Annotated in this window: 17 protein-coding genes and 2 tRNA genes; 12 read left to right on the top strand and 7 right to left on the bottom strand. The window is 60.2% G+C overall.

The features are described from left to right. The first annotated feature begins 90 nt into the window (after positions 1-90). Positions 91-1,365 carry a pentapeptide repeat-containing protein gene (locus ACMA5I_RS13500; protein ID WP_525886800.1) on the top strand — a complete coding sequence of 425 codons (1,275 nt, stop codon included), beginning with the start codon at positions 91-93 and terminating at the stop codon, positions 1,363-1,365. 213 nt (positions 1,366-1,578) lie between these two features. On the opposite strand, the gene ACMA5I_RS13495 is transcribed toward ACMA5I_RS13500, so the two are convergent. Beyond that, positions 1,579-1,668: transfer RNA gene (locus tag ACMA5I_RS13495), tRNA-Ser, on the bottom strand. 98 nt (positions 1,669-1,766) lie between these two features. Here ACMA5I_RS13495 and cysS point away from each other — a divergent pair. The 9 genes from cysS (at position 1,767) to ACMA5I_RS13450 (ending at position 9,007) form a co-directional block, all read left to right on the top strand. Then, the gene (gene cysS, locus ACMA5I_RS13490; protein WP_525886799.1) at positions 1,767-3,113 is read left to right on the top strand and encodes a cysteine--tRNA ligase; all 1,347 of its coding nucleotides are present in this window, start codon (positions 1,767-1,769) and stop codon (positions 3,111-3,113) included. Further along, positions 3,103-3,843 (top strand): phytoene/squalene synthase family protein, encoded by a 741-nt coding sequence (locus tag ACMA5I_RS13485; protein WP_525886798.1) that lies wholly within the window; start codon positions 3,103-3,105, stop codon positions 3,841-3,843. Before cysS ends, ACMA5I_RS13485 begins: the two co-directional genes overlap by 11 nt. Further along, positions 3,843-4,064 (top strand): hypothetical protein, encoded by a 222-nt coding sequence (locus ACMA5I_RS13480; protein ID WP_525886797.1) that lies wholly within the window; start codon positions 3,843-3,845, stop codon positions 4,062-4,064. Before ACMA5I_RS13485 ends, ACMA5I_RS13480 begins: the two co-directional genes overlap by 1 nt. 24 nt (positions 4,065-4,088) lie before the next feature. Then, positions 4,089-4,742: an alpha/beta hydrolase gene (locus ACMA5I_RS13475; RefSeq protein ID WP_525886796.1), complete on the top strand. Its 654-nt coding sequence runs from the start codon at positions 4,089-4,091 to the stop codon at positions 4,740-4,742. Between the two features lie 158 nt (positions 4,743-4,900). Then, positions 4,901-5,494 carry an HNH endonuclease signature motif containing protein gene (locus tag ACMA5I_RS13470; protein WP_525886795.1) on the top strand — a complete coding sequence of 198 codons (594 nt, stop codon included), beginning with the start codon at positions 4,901-4,903 and terminating at the stop codon, positions 5,492-5,494. Beyond that, complete coding sequence (locus ACMA5I_RS13465; protein WP_525886794.1) at positions 5,494-5,847, top strand: DUF4260 family protein; 354 nt, start codon at positions 5,494-5,496, stop codon at positions 5,845-5,847. The genes ACMA5I_RS13470 and ACMA5I_RS13465 overlap by 1 nt, the downstream gene beginning before the upstream one ends. Positions 5,848-5,931: 84 nt before the next feature. Next, positions 5,932-7,209, top strand: a complete 1,278-nt coding sequence (locus tag ACMA5I_RS13460) for a hypothetical protein (RefSeq protein ID WP_525886793.1) — start codon at positions 5,932-5,934, stop codon at positions 7,207-7,209. 128 nt (positions 7,210-7,337) lie between these two features. After that, a complete protein-coding gene (locus ACMA5I_RS13455; RefSeq protein ID WP_525886792.1) occupies positions 7,338-8,114 on the top strand; it encodes an FkbM family methyltransferase in 777 nt (258 codons plus the stop codon). Positions 8,115-8,125: 11 nt separating this feature from the next. Further along, positions 8,126-9,007, top strand: coding sequence for a hypothetical protein (locus ACMA5I_RS13450; RefSeq protein WP_525886791.1), 882 nt, complete (start codon positions 8,126-8,128; stop codon positions 9,005-9,007). Between the two features lie 5 nt (positions 9,008-9,012). Here ACMA5I_RS13450 and ACMA5I_RS13445 read toward each other — a convergent pair whose 3' ends face one another. From ACMA5I_RS13445 to ACMA5I_RS13430, 4 genes are all read right to left on the bottom strand, one after another. Further along, complete coding sequence (locus tag ACMA5I_RS13445; protein WP_525886790.1) at positions 9,013-10,737, bottom strand: hypothetical protein; 1,725 nt, start codon at positions 10,735-10,737, stop codon at positions 9,013-9,015. Positions 10,738-10,852: 115 nt separating this feature from the next. Continuing rightward, positions 10,853-11,236, bottom strand: a complete 384-nt coding sequence (locus ACMA5I_RS13440; RefSeq protein ID WP_525886789.1) for a hypothetical protein — start codon at positions 11,234-11,236, stop codon at positions 10,853-10,855. Positions 11,237-11,304: 68 nt separating this feature from the next. Beyond that, complete coding sequence (locus ACMA5I_RS13435) at positions 11,305-11,751, bottom strand: disulfide bond formation protein B (protein WP_525886788.1); 447 nt, start codon at positions 11,749-11,751, stop codon at positions 11,305-11,307. Continuing rightward, positions 11,748-12,326, bottom strand: a complete 579-nt coding sequence (locus tag ACMA5I_RS13430; RefSeq protein WP_525886787.1) for a VTT domain-containing protein — start codon at positions 12,324-12,326, stop codon at positions 11,748-11,750. The genes ACMA5I_RS13435 and ACMA5I_RS13430 overlap by 4 nt, the downstream gene beginning before the upstream one ends. A 125-nt stretch (positions 12,327-12,451) precedes the next feature. On the opposite strand from ACMA5I_RS13430, the gene ypfJ reads away from it, so the two are divergent. Continuing rightward, the gene (gene ypfJ / locus ACMA5I_RS13425) at positions 12,452-13,315 is read left to right on the top strand and encodes a KPN_02809 family neutral zinc metallopeptidase (RefSeq protein ID WP_525886786.1); all 864 of its coding nucleotides are present in this window, start codon (positions 12,452-12,454) and stop codon (positions 13,313-13,315) included. 84 nt (positions 13,316-13,399) lie between these two features. Further along, positions 13,400-13,484 (top strand) — tRNA-Leu (locus ACMA5I_RS13420). Between the two features lie 204 nt (positions 13,485-13,688). On the opposite strand, the gene ACMA5I_RS13415 is transcribed toward ACMA5I_RS13420, so the two are convergent. After that, positions 13,689-14,216, bottom strand: a complete 528-nt coding sequence (locus ACMA5I_RS13415; protein WP_525886785.1) for a hypothetical protein — start codon at positions 14,214-14,216, stop codon at positions 13,689-13,691. A 186-nt stretch (positions 14,217-14,402) separates the two neighbouring features. Continuing rightward, positions 14,403-15,008, bottom strand: a complete 606-nt coding sequence (locus tag ACMA5I_RS13410) for a CDP-alcohol phosphatidyltransferase family protein (RefSeq protein WP_525886784.1) — start codon at positions 15,006-15,008, stop codon at positions 14,403-14,405. Between the last annotated feature and the right edge of the window lie 19 nt (positions 15,009-15,027).

The following is a 15,027-nucleotide window of genomic DNA, read 5'->3' as shown; positions in this document are numbered from 1 at the left end:
CCGCGCCATTTGCGCTTTCAAATCCTCTCAAGCTGTAGCGTTCTGAGCCAATGCACGCTACATAAGTGCCGAAGACTAAGGTGAAGATACATGGAAGAAGACCCGGTAACCGAAAAAAATATGCTGATTGAAGAAATGAAGTCATCTCAAGAATTTGAGAGACTCAAGTCAGATTTCGAGATGCGACTTGTGGAACAGGAGCATCGGGTTTTCTCAGTTGCGTCAAACTTCTGGAGATATAGGAGCGGTCCAGAAATCCTCCGCAAGGCTTCACTAAGCGCGGTCACGTCCCTTGTGATACGATTATTGTTCGCGGGAGGGATAGTTGGTGGTTTCAGCATCGTTGCGATATTGGGCCTAGTGGTTGCAATTCGCTCAAATGACATTCTCGAGCAACAGAATCTCAGGCTAGATCAGCAGAATCTATTGGTTGAAGCGCAGAGACGCTCATCGCTCAATGTAGAGCTTTCCAGTCTTTGGGATCAACTCAGAGATGAAGTTCCTCCAGGTGCCAGAACGACTGCATTTCAGCCAAGCGACGTCCTTGCTGCAAGAGTTGTTGTACTGACCCGAGCGTTCACGCCATATTTCTATCTTGAGCACAACCAAGGCCTCTCGAATAGCGACACCATAGACGCGGATTTCTTTAGACGAGTGCTACCTCTGGAAGGTGAGCGTCGCCTTGTAATGAGGGAAACCGCACTTTCACCTGAGCGTGGTCATCTTCTAATTGCGTTGACCTCAGTTGGTGCTGATGTCTCATTCATTTCGGCTCGAGGCGCTACGTTCGCGTATTCCGATCTTAGGGGTCAGATCTTATCATTTCCGAAGACCTATCTCTTTGATTTAACTGGAGCTAACTTCAGTGGCTCTATTCTGTGGCGTACAGACTTTTCTGGATCAACGCTTACAAACGCTAGTTTTGACTGTTCATACTTTGAACATGTAGTTTTTGGATTTGGTGGATCGCCCTTTTTTGCAGAGAATGCAACGTTTCGGTATGTCGATCTTGGCGAGTTTATAGTGTCGCGCCACCAACTCCCTGAAAAAGCTCCTAGTACTTACTTCTTTCATGACGCGATTTTTCAAGACATCGACTTGTCGGACAGTTTTTTGGGAGGTCTTACTTTTTCCGGCTATGAATCTACTGATGATCTGCCTTTGCCGGAGTCGTTCGATCGTCGTCGCTACGGCTTGGAGCGCGCCGAAGGGGGCTTCGTGGTCGTTGTGAATGACCCGTCTATTGAAGCCCAAGAGCGTCAAGCAGCTCGAGAGCACTGTATAGATTATTACAATCTCCCTGACCCCAGGCTTGCACGGGTAATGTGGGGCGGAATTCTCGATGGGGAATGGAAGCACTGGTGAATGCTGGTGAGCGTCGAGCGTCTCGTTCGGGCAGACAGCAGCCTGGACGAGTTAACGTAGATGACAGCAAAGTCAGCAAAGCGGACGTCTGCCGTATAGCCCGCGCATACCGACTTAGCTGCCAACGCTGGCGAAACCGAGCGGCAGACAACCGCTCGCGCCGTGCGGCAAATCACGGTTCATCGGCAATTTTCAACGGCAATCAAAGGAAAATGGCGGACAGTGAGGGATTCGAACCCTCGAGACGGTTCCCCGCCTACACACTTTCCAGGCGTGCGCCTTCGACCACTCGGCCAACTGTCCGTGGGGCGCTGTTTAACTGCAAAGCACCGGGGAGGGCAAGGGGGATCGGCGCGCAAAATCCGTTCCCTTCGGAAGCGCCCCGTGATAACCCGCGCAGCATGGATATTCGGCTTTACAACACGCTCTCGCGCCAGACGGATCTGCTGGCCCCGCTCGACCCCGACAATGTGCGGATCTATGTCTGCGGGCCGACGGTCTATGACCGCGCCCATATCGGCAATGCGCGGCCCGTGGTGGTGTTTGACACGCTGTTTCGCCTGCTGCGCCATGTCTACGGACCGGATCACGTGACCTATGTGCGCAATATCACCGATGTGGATGACAAGATTAACGCGCGGGCGGCGGAGTCGGGGCGCTCGATTGCCGAGATCACTGAGGAGACGACGGGGTGGTATCACGAGGATATGGCCGCCGTGGGCGCGCTCCCCCCGACCCATGAGCCGCGGGCGACGGCCTATATCGACGAGATGATCGCGATGATCGAGGTGCTGATCGCGCGCGGTCACGCCTATGTCGCGGATGGTCATGTGCTCTTTGATGTGAAGAGCTACCCGGCTTATGGCGCGCTGTCCCGGCGCTCGCTCGACGATATGGTCGCGGGGGCGCGGGTTGAGGTGGCGCCCTACAAACGCGATCCGATGGATTTTGTGCTGTGGAAACCGGCGGGGCAGGGTCCCGGCTGGGAGAGCCCGTGGGGGCAGGGGCGGCCGGGCTGGCATATCGAATGCTCGGCCATGGCGAAGGCGCTGCTCGGCCCGCGCTTCGACATTCATGGCGGCGGGATCGATCTGCAATTTCCCCATCACGAGAATGAGGTGGCGCAAAGCTGCTGCGCCAATGCCGATGACCGGATGGCGTCGATCTGGATGCATAACGGGTTCCTACAGGTCGAGGGGGAGAAGATGTCCAAATCTCTGGGCAATTTCTTCACCGTGCGGGATTTGCTCGATCAGGGCATCCCCGGCGTGGTGCTGCGCTTCGTGCTGCTCTCGACCCATTATGCCAAACCGATCGACTGGACGGCGGAGAAGGCGCGCACGGCCCATGAGAAATTGCTCGGCTGGTCGCGGCTGGTCGAGGGCGCGGAAGCGGGCGCACCGGCGGAGGAGGCCGTGGCGGCGTTGGCCGATGATCTCAACACGCCGCTGGTTCTGGGCAAGATCCTGTCGGACCTCGCCAAGGATGACAGTCCTGAGGGGCGGGCGCGGTTTGCGGGCACGCTGGGTCTGGTGGGGCTGGACCTGTCGGGGCTCGCGGCGCGGGATACCCGGCTGGCGGCGCTTGAGGAACGCATCCTAAAGGCCCGGCAAGACAAGGATTATGCAGCTTCCGATCATCTGCGGGACGGGCTGACGGCAGCGGGCTACCGCGTGCAGATCGGCAAGGACAGCGTCGAGATCACCGCAGGGCCGGAGGCGGATGCGGCCAAGCTCGATGAGCTTTGAGCTGTGCGCCGCGCAGGTCGAGCGCGGCGACCCGGACCGGTTTTTGTCCGCGCAAACCGCCGAAGGCGCGGTGCGGGACGGGCTCATGGCGCTCTATGCGTTCAATCTTGAGGTGGCCCGCGCGCCCTGGGTCACGAATGAGCCGATGATCGCAGCGATCCGCTTTCAGTGGTGGCGCGATGCGCTGGACGAGATCTATTCCGGGAAAACACCGCGCAAACATGAGGTTGTCGAGCCGCTCGCCTTCACCATCGCCGCCCATGATCTGCCGCAGGCGGATTTCGCCGCGCTGATCGACGCGCGGGAGGCGGATGTGGAGGCGGCCCCCCATGAGACGCGGGCGGCGTTCGATCACTATATCGATGCGACCTCGGGCGGGCTTATGGCGCTGGCGGGCAAGATTTGCGGCGCGGATCACCCGGCGATCCGGCGGTTTGGCTGGGGTGTGGGCGTGGCCAATCTGCTGGCCGCGCTGCCTGCGCTCCGGGCGGCGCATAAGGACCCGCTGCCGGGGGAGGCCGCGCCGATCATCGCCGATGCGCAAAGCGCGCTGAAAGAGGCGCGGGCGCAGCGCCGCGCGGTCCCGGAGACGGCGCTCCCGGCGCTGCTCGCGGGCTGGCAGGCCGATGCGATTTTGGCGAATGCGGCCAAGGGGGCGGAGGACCCGCGCCCCTCGGAATTCCGCCGCCGCGCGTCCTTCGCCCTCAAAGCCGCAAGTGGGAGGTGGTGATGGACCCTGAGAAACTGCATTATGAAGGCCGTGTGTTCAGCCGGATCGTGATGATCTGGTGTCTGATCGTTCTCGTCAAAAGCCTCCCATACGCCGGACTTCACTGGACCGTAATGCAGCGCCGGATCGGGTCGCGAACCTACAGCTATTACACCTACGGCCTCTGGCCATACCGCGATCTTTCCGAAAGCCTGATTGCGATGGAGGCCGAGGGCCGTTAGCGTGCGCTCCGAAAAGGAGACCACATGACGACTTTGACTGGCCCCATCAAACCCGCCGCTTCGGGCACGGCAACATCGCTGGTGATTTTCCTCCATGGCTATGGCGCCGATGGCAATGATCTCATCGGCCTTGCGGACCCGCTCTCGACGCAGCTGCCGGACACCGAGTTTCGCGCGCCGAATGCGCCCGAGCGCTGCACCGGCAATCCGATGGGCTATCAGTGGTTCCCGATACCGTGGATCGACGGCTCGACCGAGGAGCAGGCGATGGCGGGGATGGACCATGCGGCGGACCTCCTGAACAGCTATCTTGATGATGTGGCCAAAGAGAGCGGCATCGGGCCGGAAAACACGGTGATCATTGGCTTTTCCCAAGGCACGATGATGGCGCTGGAGGTGCTCTATCGGCGCAAGGCGGCCGTGGCGGGCGTTGTCGGCTTCTCGGGCCGGCTGATGCGCCCCGAGGCGACGGGTGAGTTCACGGCGAAGCCGCCGGTGATCCTCATCCATGGCGACAAGGACGATGTGGTCCCGCCCGCAAGCCTGCCCGAAGCTGCCGATGCGATGGTCCAGGCGGGGGTCGAAACCTATGCCCATGTGATGGAAGGCACCGCACACGGGATCGCGCCCGACGGCCTCGCCATGGCGCTGCAATTCATCAAGAAGGTTTTGCCTTAACCTGTCGCAAAAGCGTCAAGGGCTTGCGCTATAACTCCCCCAGGGGCGCATCATCTAGAGTGTTGAAGGAATCGCCCCCGCAGATATAGTGGAGAAAAGGGCGGGTGCGCCCGCTCTTTCGCAAATGAGGCGGCAGAGCAGGGAGCCCTTTTGACATGATGAGTGCGAGTGACATCGAATACAGGACAAAGTTCGTCCGAAGTCCGGCATCGCTGAAACAGCATCCGGCCCTTGTTTTGAACGCAGATTTCAGGCCGCTTTCCTACTTCCCGCTGTCGCTCTGGCCTTGGCAGGAAGCGGTGAAAGCGGCCTTTTTAGACCGGGTCACCATCGTCGCGGAATATGATGAGGTGGTCCATAGCCCGTCGATGGAGATCAAGATCCCCTCGGTGGTCGTCCTGCGCGATTACGTCAAGCCCGCCCATTCGGTGGCCTTCACCCGGTTTAACCTCTTTCTGCGCGACGAATTCACCTGCCAATATTGCGGCGCGAAGGGGGAGATGACCTTCGATCACATCATCCCGCGCGCCCGCGGCGGTGTCACAAGCTGGGAGAATGTCGTCGCCGCCTGCGGGCCCTGCAACCTGCGCAAAGGCTCGAAAACCCTGCGCCAGGCCGGGATGGCCCTGCGCAAACCCGCCCGCCAGCCCTCGACCATGCAACTCCAGAACACCGGCCGGAAATTCCCGCCGAACCATTTGCATGACAGCTGGATGGATTTCCTCTACTGGGACGCCGAGCTCGAAGCGTAATGGCGATCGGCTGGCAGAAATGCGAAGGCGCGTTGGTGCTGCTCGCGGCGATGCTCGTGATTTTTCACCTCGATCCCGACCTGCCGATCTGGGCCATGGCGCTGATCTTCTTCGCCCCGGACCTGAGTTTCGCGGGCTATCTCGCCGGGCCGAAAATCGGGGCGATCACCTATAACACGGTCCATCTCTACGCCGGCGGCGCGCTGCTCACCGCCCTCGCTCTGCGGATTGGGAGCAGCACAACCCTCACCCTCGGCCTCCTCTGGCTCGGCCACGCAGGCTTCGACCGGATGCTCGGCTATGGGCTGAAACTGCCGAGCGGGTTCAAACACACGCATCTGGGGGAGCTTTAACCTCGCTTGCCAGAGAATAGCCGCCGCGTTACCCCTTGTTCATTCACCAGATTGTAATGTGATGATTTGCAGAGGCGGCGCCCCGTGAGCGAAGACAGCGAAGAGAGCGATGAGATCCAGAACCCCGACACCGCGCCCGAGTGGTTGATCGGCTTCCGGCGCTCGGCGCATCAGAAGGGCTTTTACATCTCCGGCGAAGGCTATGGGGTGGTGTTTACCGATCGCGGTGAGGACGTGTTGATGGTGAGCTGTGACAACCTCTCCTCGGCGCGGGATGACACGATGGACCGCTCGCCCTGGGGCTACGCCTTTGTCGCCAAGAACGGCTGGTCGCAACTGGGCATCATGACCTACAACGCCGACTGGTTTCGCAATGATGATCTTCTGACCTATCTGGCGAGCCTGCGCGACAGCGGTTTTTTCCACAGATTCAAAAAGATCGTCATGACGGGCACCTCTATGGGCGGTTATGCGGCCTGTGCTTTTGCATCGCTCGCACCGGGCTGCACGGTGATTGCGTTCTCACCGCAATCGACCCTCGATGAGCGTCTGGTGCCTTGGGAGGAGCGCTTCAATTCCGGGCGCAAGGCGAATTGGGATGGCCTCTTTCGGGACGGCGCTGTGGAAGCGAAGGCGGCGAAAGAGGTGTTTCTCATCTACGATTCCGAGTTCCCGCCGGATGTGCGCCATGTGGAGCGGTTCGACTCGGCCAATGTCACGCGGCTTCCGGCGCGCTATTCGGGACATAAGACAGCGCTTTTCCTGCGCCGGGCGGGCCTTCTGTCCTCGGTGGTGAAAGCGGCGGTTGCAGGGGAGTTGACGAAAAAGACCTTCGATCAGATCTATCGCGGCGGGCGCGAGATGCCGTGGTATATCAACGCCGTGCAGCGGAAGTTGGTGGATACGGGACGCCACCGCCATTTGCCGAGATTTGCGGCGGCGGCGCGCTCCATGGGGCGCGAAGCGATTGCGCGTTCGGCGGAAGCCAAGGCCGTGAAAGCCGGGGTTCTCGCCCCGCCGACAGAGCCTGACGAGAAATCCGCGCAAAAAGCGCAGGGCAAACAGTCTGGTGCGCCAAACACCCGCTTCGGTCCGCATGAGCAGCGGCTCGCTGCGCGCGCGGCCAAAGAGGCGGCAGCCAAATCGGAGCCTGCCGAGGGCGAAGCGCCCAAGGCGGCGCAGCAACCCAGAGCGGTGCAACAACCCAAAGCGGCGCCGGAACCCGCGCCGGTTCAGGATTTGGAAAGCGTTGATCTCTACCATGAAGATCCGTCGCTTCCGCCGCTCGAAAAGGTCGGCACGCTGCCATGGCAACAGGCGCAATCGATGCGCAAATCGAACAAGTGGACGCGCGGCACGTGATCTTTTCGCCCATTCCGAAAAGGCGATTGGCAAAAGAGACTTGCGAGCTTTTGGGCGGCCCCATAGACGGGGAGGACGGCGCAAATGCTATTTTATGAATGTTGGACAAAACTGAGGGGCCCGGCAAGATGACAGAGGAGAGCAAGGACAGCGAGATCGATTACGAGTCGAAACTTCTCGCGAGTGCGCAACGGTTGCTTGACCATCTCGACCAGCAGATCCAGCTCATGGGGAACCCTGTGGACGGCACCTGTGTCGTGTTCCATGAGGATGAGAGCTTCAACATTGCCTTGCCTTGGGCGGCCTTTGAGGATCTCCATTTCCGGATCGCGCATCGCCACGCCGCGCCGGATCTGGTTTTTTACAATCAGCTTTTCGACTTGCTGCCCAGTCTCGACGGCAAGGCGATCCTCGATGTGGGCGCATTTACCGGGCTTCAGGGCCTGATCCTGCGGCGGTTTCTCGCGCCGAGCCATGTCTATATGGTTGAGCCGCTCAACATGGTGCAGCCGGTGCTTCAGCGCACGATTGAGGCCAACCCCGAGGGCTGCCCGATTTCGCTCCATCAGGAGATTATCGACGACGGCACATCGCCGATGACGCGCTCGAGCATGCCGCCGAAGAAAACCTCCGCCATCGCCTATCTGCGCCGCAAGGATGGCAAGCTGACCGCGACGACGATTGATGCGCTCGGCTTCGACAATCTCGGGCTGATCAATCTCGATATTCCCGGCACCAAGCTCTACGCGCTGAACGGCGCGAAGGAGACGCTGGAGACCATGCGCCCCGTCGTGACGGTCAATCTCGCCGGGCGGGATGTGCCCGAGATGAAAGAATTTTTCGAGCCGCTCAACTACCGTTTCGTCGCCATTGGCCGGCATAGCGGTGTGTTCCTGCCCGAATAAGAGCCGCGCCGATGTCCGTTGCCTTTGTCACAATGGTCTATGACGACGCATTTTTTCTGAAGGTGTGGCTGCGCTATTATCGCAGATTTGCCGCGCCCGAGGATATCTATGTGGTCACCCATGGCCCGCAGCCCTATGCGCATGAGATGGCGGAGGGATGCAATGTCATCGAGATCGAGCGGGACCCGCGCAATCGCCGCCTCGATCAGGATCGCTTTGCCTATCTGAGTCAGTTCTGCTCCGAATTAACCGCGTCCTATGACCGTGTGATCTGGAATGACGTGGATGAGGTGATCATTCTCGATCCCGACCATGGCGATGATCTGATCGGCTATATCGAATCCGTCCCCAAGCGCCATGAGGTCATTACCCCGCTCGGGCTGGAGATCGTCCACCGCGCGGATCTGGAAAGCGATTACGATTACGACCGCGATATGTTTTGCCAGCGCAAATTCGTGCGGTTCAACGGGTGGTACTCCAAACCCAACACGACGAGCGTGCCGATTGTCTGGGGGCCGGACGGGCATGGCTCGACCCATCATGAGCTCTATCTTGATGAGAAGCTTTATACCTTTCATCTCAAATGGTTCGATCAGGATTTTCACATCCAGCGCCATATCGACCGGCTCAACATGCGCTTTGTCGATGATGACGGGAACGAGGTCCATATTGGCGGCGGGACCTGGGGCTGGTCCTCGGCGACTTATAAGGTGATGTCGAACAGTTTCCTACGGATGCATATCCTGCCGGAGGACGCGCCTTTTGAGTTTCCCGCAGAGCGCGAGCGCTCGATCCGCAGTTTCCGTGGCTCGCCCAATGGCAAATACCGGATGGACTGGGCCGTCAGCGGGCAGCTTCACCACCTGCCGGAGCGGTTTATCGGCTTGATCTGACGGGGTTAGCCGGTCGGTGCCGCGTGGGTGTTGATGAAATTCGCGATCTGGAAATAGCCCTTGCGGGTGTAGTGATCGCTGTCAACGAACTCCTCGGGCGGCACCAAGTGATCGACATCGATGAAATGCGCGCCGTCATGGGCCTCGCAAAAGGCGCGGCACATCGCGTTATAGGCCACGCGCGGCGCGCCGTTGCGCTCGGCTTGCGGGCCTTGGCTTTCGGTGGTGCCGAGCAGGAACAGCGTCGCCTCGGGGCGCTTGGCGGCCAGCGCCTTTTCAAAACAGGCCCGGACGAGATCGAGATGTTCGGACTGTTCCAGCCGCAGATGGTGCAAACCGCGCAGCATCCGGATCGCCATTTTCGGATCGCGGACCAAGCCATTGAGGCGACCCGGCGGGATGGTCATAAGATAGCGATCCGCATCCCCCTGCGCCTCATAGGTGAAGAGATTGGACGTCAGGAACGCGAAAAGCAGCGACAGGATGATGACATCGGCGGAGGCGAGACTTTCATCGAGCGCCTCCATTTCCGAAAGCTGGTGCCCCGCGATATTGCGCAGCACCCAGTTATTGGCCAGTGACCGGTCGCGCGGGTTCAGGAAAAAGCCTGCATCATCATAACGCACGATCAGGCCGTGATCGTCCGGCTTGTTCACAAACTCGTCACGCTTCACCCCGCAATAAAACGACACCTGCTGCAAATCGCAGCCGCCGACGAGGCAGAGGTGACGGTCCATCCCGGCTTCGGCATCGCCGCCAAATTCATCGACCTGCATGATCCAGTCCGGCGCGGCGGGATCGGTCAACTCGCTCGCGACAGGGCGGGCGATCGGGAAGTCTGGCCGCTCCAGATAATTCCACACCCATTGCTCAATCCCCATGTTGAGCGTGCGGCACGAAAAGGCGAAATGCTGAACGGTGGTGCCGTTGAATCGCCGCCTGAGGCAGAAGAACCCGACAATCCCGTAATCGCCATATTTGTCTTTGACATGGACGAGGCCCGCATGAACGCCGGGGATCCGCAATGTCTCCTGAAGCTCGGCTTTTTCCGCCTCGCTATGGACCCGGTTTTTGGTGAAATTCAGCTGATTGGTGCGGTTGATCAGTTCGAACACCCGGTCCATCTGGTCTTCGAAATTGGTGATGATTTTCACCTGAATGCCGGACTGCTGGAGAAATGCCTCGTTGGAGAGCCCGCCCGCCTTTTGCTCGCTCTCTTTGGTCTCCAGCACGCGATATTGCTTGAGGCGGGAATGCTTTCGGTCGTCCTTGCCCTTGAATTGCGGAAGGTCTTTCAAACCAGAGAGATCCGGTGCGCTGCCATCCGTCACGCCCGACGCATCGACACAGGCGATCTCAGGGCAGAAGAATTTCACCTCTTCGAGATTGAGGTGATTGTCGTCGAGAAAAACCGCGTTCTCTTCGCGAAGCTGCATCCGTTCGAGGATGGATTTGACCGCCTGACCCTTCGCCGTCCAGTCGATATGGGGAAAGACGAACTTGTCCCATATCCCCAGCTCCACGAGCTTGGCCTTGGCCGTCTCAAAATCATTCTTCGAGCAAATCGCGCACATGATGCCGCGATCCACCATTTCGTTGACCAGGTCGATATGGGCCTCGACCGGGGTGATCCCGCCCTCGGACAGCGTGCCGTTCCAGAAAGTGTCATCGAGATCCCAGATCAGGAGTTTGACATCTTTCTGAATGTTGCTGAAGCGGTCGTCGGGCATGAGGGCTCACTCTGTGTCGGCGTTTCCTCGCAATCTATCGTTTTTGCCAGAAGATGCCAGTGTCGCGGGCGGGTGTTTATGCCGATAAAAATCCGCGGCTTACCTTCAGAAACCGTTAACGTGCCTCATCCGCCGGGAAGGGCAGGCAGGGGTCGAGGATGATGCGCGGCGGGTCGGCCTCCATCAGGTGATAGCCGCCGGCGAAGACGACTTCGGTGCCGATCTCGTATTCGATGGGGTGATAGGTGATGCAGGTGGCGGGGAGGGTGTCCTCGCACATATGCAAGTAGACCAACGCGTCGTCGCTATCGATGCCGTCGATCACGCCGCGCAGGGCGAGGGAGATGCGGCCTTGATCTTGCGGGGCCTCATTGCTCCAGCCTTCGATGGTATCGCAGCTTGCGGGCGGGCCGGTGTTTTCGCCAAGTCCGAAGGGGCTGTCTTGCGCGAATAGGGCAAGGGGAAGGACGCTGAACATCAGCGCGCATCGACGTGTCATCTGCTGCCTCGTTTTTCCTTCAGCTTAAGCCGAGATCAGGCAGCACACACGCACATTTCGGTGAGCGTTTAGCGGCGGACGGCCCAGAGGGCGGCAAGCACTGCGCTCCAAATGCCGTTCCACGCGGCCATGGAGAGCCCGAGGAAGCGCCAGGCGACCTCGTCGCAGCGAACGATCGCGGTGTTCTGGATCTGGTTCAGCAGGTCATCGGCGCTCATCGCCGAAATATCGCCGCCGCCCGAGCAGCTCGCCGGGCCTTCCCACCAGCCATATTCGACGCCGGTGTGATAGCCCGCGATCCCGGCGCAGATCACCATGGCGGCAAAGCCGATCCAGCGCCATTTGGCCGGCGCGCCTGCGAGGATCGCGACGCCGACGAGGATCGCCGCCACATGGGGCCAACGCTGCCAGATGCACATTTTGCAGGGCGCGAGGCCCATGACATATTGGAAGAAAAACGCGGCCAGCAGCAGGCCGAGCGAGCCGAGGGCGGGGAGGGGGAAACGAGAGATCATATGAACTTCAGGGCCACAAAACCGCCAATCAGCGCCGCCATCAGGACGGAAAAGACGAGGCCGAGACGGTGTTCGATGAAATCGCGGATCGGCGCGCCGTAGCGCCAAAGAAGGGCCGCGATGATGAAAAAGCGCAAGCCGCGCGCGATGATCGAGGAGATCATGAAGGTGCCGAAATCGAGCGCCACCGCGCCGGACGCGATGGTGATGACCTTATAGGGGAACGGCGTGATCCCGGCGACCAGCACGGCCCAGGAGCCATATTGCGCGAACCAGTCGGAGAAATGATCGAATTTCTCCATCTTGCCGTAAAATTCGAGGACCGGCGCGCCGATCACGTCGAAGAGTTCCGCCCCGACATAATAGCCAAACGCGCCACCCAAAACCGACGCAATCGTGCAGACGCCGGCGATCAGCCAAGCACGGTGCGGCGCGGCGAGGATCATGGGCAGGAGCATCACATCGGGCGGGATCGGAAAGACCGAACTTTCCACGAAACTCACCAGCGCAAGGATCGGCAGTGCATAGCGGCTCTCGGCCATGCGCAGCATCCAGTTGTAGCAGTCTCTGAGCATCCGCCCTCCTTGGTCCCGGCTGACATGACCCGCGCGGGCGCATCCGTCAAGAGGCTTGGCGCGGGTGATGCAATCGCCTATCGTTGCCCCCTGTTTTCAGAGTGTTCCATAAAGGAGATGGGCCGATGAAGTGGCGCGGACGCAGACAAAGCGGCAATATTGAGGATCGGCGCGGGCGCGGTGGCGGCGGCATGGTCCGGATGGGCGGCGGAGGCGGCTTGCTGCTTATCGCAATTGTGATCATCGGCTCGCTGCTCGGCTTCGACATGCGCGGGCTTTTGAACGGCATGATGGGCTCGCAGATGACCGGCGGCAGCAGCACCGAGATCACCGAGCAGGATCAGGTCGAGGGCGAGTTTGTCGCGACGGTTCTGGCCGAAACCGACGATCTCTGGACCGAGATTTTCGCCGATCAGCTCAATGCCGACTACCCCGAGCCGACGCTGGTGCTCTTCAAAGGCGTCACGCAATCGCCCTGCGGGAACGCCTCGGGCGCGACGGGTCCGTTCTATTGCCCCGGCGACAACAAGGTCTATCTCGATACCAGCTTCTTCACGACCCTGCGCAACCGGATGGGCGCGGGCGGCGATTTCGCGGCGGCCTATGTGGTGGCCCATGAGGTCGCGCATCATGTGCAGAATGTGACCGGCACCTTGCAGCGCGCCAACCAGCAGCGCGCCCGTGTCTCCGAGCGCGAGTCGAACGCCATTTCCGTGCGCATCGAGCTTCAGGCCGATTGCCTGTCGGGGGTCTGGGCGCGCCATGCGGAAGATCGCGGCCTGCTCGAAGAGGGCGATCTTGGCGAGGCGATCAATGCGGCGAAACAGATCGGCGATGATGTGCTTCAGGCCAATGCCGGCCGCACGCCGAGCCCGCACACCTTCACCCACGGCACCTCGGAGCAGCGTCAGCGCTGGTTCGCCCGCGGCTATGAAGAGGACGATATCCGCGCCTGCGACACCTTCTCGCCGGGCTATTCGCAGCTTTAACCCCCCGCAGCTGCGCCCGCCTGCGGCGCAGTTGCAATTGACGGGGCCGGGAGGGCGGTGTATCGCTCCCCCAATCCCCCTCAGGCCCGAGTGGCGGAATTGGTAGACGCAGCGGATTCAAAATCCGCCGGAGCAATCCTTGCCGGTTCGAGTCCGGCCTCGGGTACCATTTGAAAGCGGTTCACCGCGGGGGAATGGTTCTTATCCCCTTGAAAAGAATGATTTTGCGATTTTTGATTGACGATTTTTTCCGTCTTTTCGGAAAATCCCGTAACAAATCCCGTAACAAATCCCGTAACAAAAAGCCCCCGGACCATGGCGGACCGGGGGCTTTTTTACGCAAACGATCAGCGTCGGGCCGATTCAGCGGCGCTCAAAGGATCGCGCTGAATTGCGGGTGCTGCACGATGGCGAGGATGGTCGCGCTCAGCGCCCGGTTAAAGGCCATCGCCGTGTTGTTGCAGGCCGCCGCCCCAGAGAAGCTTGTGCTAAATTCGTTCACTTGCACCACGTTGAACGCGCCTTTGGACGATGCGATATGCAGCGCGATGGTCCAGTCTCCGGTGAACGAATCCGGTGTCAGTTCCGTCACGGTCACGGTGAGCGGCGTGCCGTCCTGGCTGTAGACGCCTGCGGCCAACAGCTCGGCCTGAAGCGCTTGTTGGATCACAGCAGCCGCGTCCTTGCCGCCAAGATCGAGCGGGCCCGCGAGGCGGCAGGTCGGCGTGCCATCGACACCCTCGGCGAGCGTCACCGGAACGACCGAGGCACGTTTGCCTTGGGCCGCGACATTTTGCAGGGCAATCGTGTTCTGCGGGTTCGTCTGATATTGCTGCGCGGTGTAGCTGTCACATGCCGCCAAAGATCCCAAAACCAAGGCGCTTACCAAAAGATTTTTCATAGTCCCTCACTTCTCTAGAAATTAAGGAATAGAGAGGCGGTAACGTTGAGGTCAAAGGTAAATTTTTGTTTTGGTTAAAGTGACTTAACGTCACTTTGGCTCGTAGGCGAATGGGGCGTCTTTTGTCGGCGCGGTTAACAACCTTCTACCCTCCTCAGGGTGCCGAGTGTGTCGTGAGCGAGCATGTTACCTGAAAATCTCATACGCCGCTTTGAGCCGCAGCGCCGTCGTCGTCACCGTCAGGGCGGCGAAGGCGAGGGCGAGGGGGGCGAAGGCGGTTGGGAAGATCAGGATGACCGCGAAAAAGAGAATGGTTTCGGTGCCTTCGAGGAGGCCGTTCGAGTAGAAGAGGGTTTTTTCGCCTTGGGCGGTGGTCTCCATTTTGCGCTTTTCGGCGAGGATGGCGAAGCCGAGGAAGCTGGCGCCGTTGACGTAGAAGGCCGTCAGCAGGAGCGCACCGGCTAGGCCGTTTCCGGCGGGGTCATAGGCGACGAAACCGGCGGGGATCGCGCCGTAGATCAGGAAATCCATGGTGATGTCGAGATAGCCGCCGAAATCGGTTTTGCCCTGATGGCGGGCGATGGCCCCGTCGAGACCGTCGGCGAGGCGGCCGAGGAGCAGGAGGATCAGGGCGGGCAGGAAGGCCCCGAAGGCGACCAGCAGCGCGGCGAGAAGGCCCACGGCGGCCCCTGCGAGCGTGACCTGATTGGCGGTGAAGCCAGCGGCACTCAAACGGCGCCCGAGACGGTTCAGCGGCGGGTCGATCAGCGGGCGCATGAAGCGGTCGAGCATGGCGGTCTCCTCTCTCGCG

This window comes from Jujubicoccus corallicola (genome assembly GCF_047345645.1).
Lineage (GTDB): Bacteria > Pseudomonadota > Alphaproteobacteria > Rhodobacterales > Rhodobacteraceae > JBLEFH01.
Note: the sequence above shows the minus strand (reverse complement) of the source record. Positions and strands in the feature narration are given on the sequence as shown.

Excerpts from the sequence above, each read along its gene's own strand:
- ACMA5I_RS13475 (WP_525886796.1), top strand. The coding sequence starts at position 4,089 with ATGACGACTTTGACTGGCCCCATCAAACCCGCCGCTTCGGGCACGGCA.
- ACMA5I_RS13440 (WP_525886789.1), bottom strand. The coding sequence starts at position 11,236 with ATGACACGTCGATGCGCGCTGATGTTCAGCGTCCTTCCCCTTGCCCTA.
- ACMA5I_RS13465 (WP_525886794.1), top strand. The coding sequence starts at position 5,494 with ATGGCGATCGGCTGGCAGAAATGCGAAGGCGCGTTGGTGCTGCTCGCG.
- ACMA5I_RS13500 (WP_525886800.1), top strand. The coding sequence starts at position 91 with ATGGAAGAAGACCCGGTAACCGAAAAAAATATGCTGATTGAAGAAATG.
- ACMA5I_RS13450 (WP_525886791.1), top strand. The coding sequence starts at position 8,126 with ATGTCCGTTGCCTTTGTCACAATGGTCTATGACGACGCATTTTTTCTG.
- ACMA5I_RS13455 (WP_525886792.1), top strand. The coding sequence starts at position 7,338 with ATGACAGAGGAGAGCAAGGACAGCGAGATCGATTACGAGTCGAAACTT.
- ACMA5I_RS13435 (WP_525886788.1), bottom strand. The coding sequence starts at position 11,751 with ATGATCTCTCGTTTCCCCCTCCCCGCCCTCGGCTCGCTCGGCCTGCTG.
- ACMA5I_RS13430 (WP_525886787.1), bottom strand. The coding sequence starts at position 12,326 with ATGCTCAGAGACTGCTACAACTGGATGCTGCGCATGGCCGAGAGCCGC.
- ypfJ (WP_525886786.1), top strand. The coding sequence starts at position 12,452 with ATGAAGTGGCGCGGACGCAGACAAAGCGGCAATATTGAGGATCGGCGC.
- ACMA5I_RS13470 (WP_525886795.1), top strand. The coding sequence starts at position 4,901 with ATGAGTGCGAGTGACATCGAATACAGGACAAAGTTCGTCCGAAGTCCG.
- ACMA5I_RS13410 (WP_525886784.1), bottom strand. The coding sequence starts at position 15,008 with ATGCTCGACCGCTTCATGCGCCCGCTGATCGACCCGCCGCTGAACCGT.
- ACMA5I_RS13485 (WP_525886798.1), top strand. The coding sequence starts at position 3,103 with ATGAGCTTTGAGCTGTGCGCCGCGCAGGTCGAGCGCGGCGACCCGGAC.
- ACMA5I_RS13415 (WP_525886785.1), bottom strand. The coding sequence starts at position 14,216 with ATGAAAAATCTTTTGGTAAGCGCCTTGGTTTTGGGATCTTTGGCGGCA.
- cysS (WP_525886799.1), top strand. The coding sequence starts at position 1,767 with ATGGATATTCGGCTTTACAACACGCTCTCGCGCCAGACGGATCTGCTG.
- ACMA5I_RS13480 (WP_525886797.1), top strand. The coding sequence starts at position 3,843 with ATGGACCCTGAGAAACTGCATTATGAAGGCCGTGTGTTCAGCCGGATC.
- ACMA5I_RS13445 (WP_525886790.1), bottom strand. The coding sequence starts at position 10,737 with ATGCCCGACGACCGCTTCAGCAACATTCAGAAAGATGTCAAACTCCTG.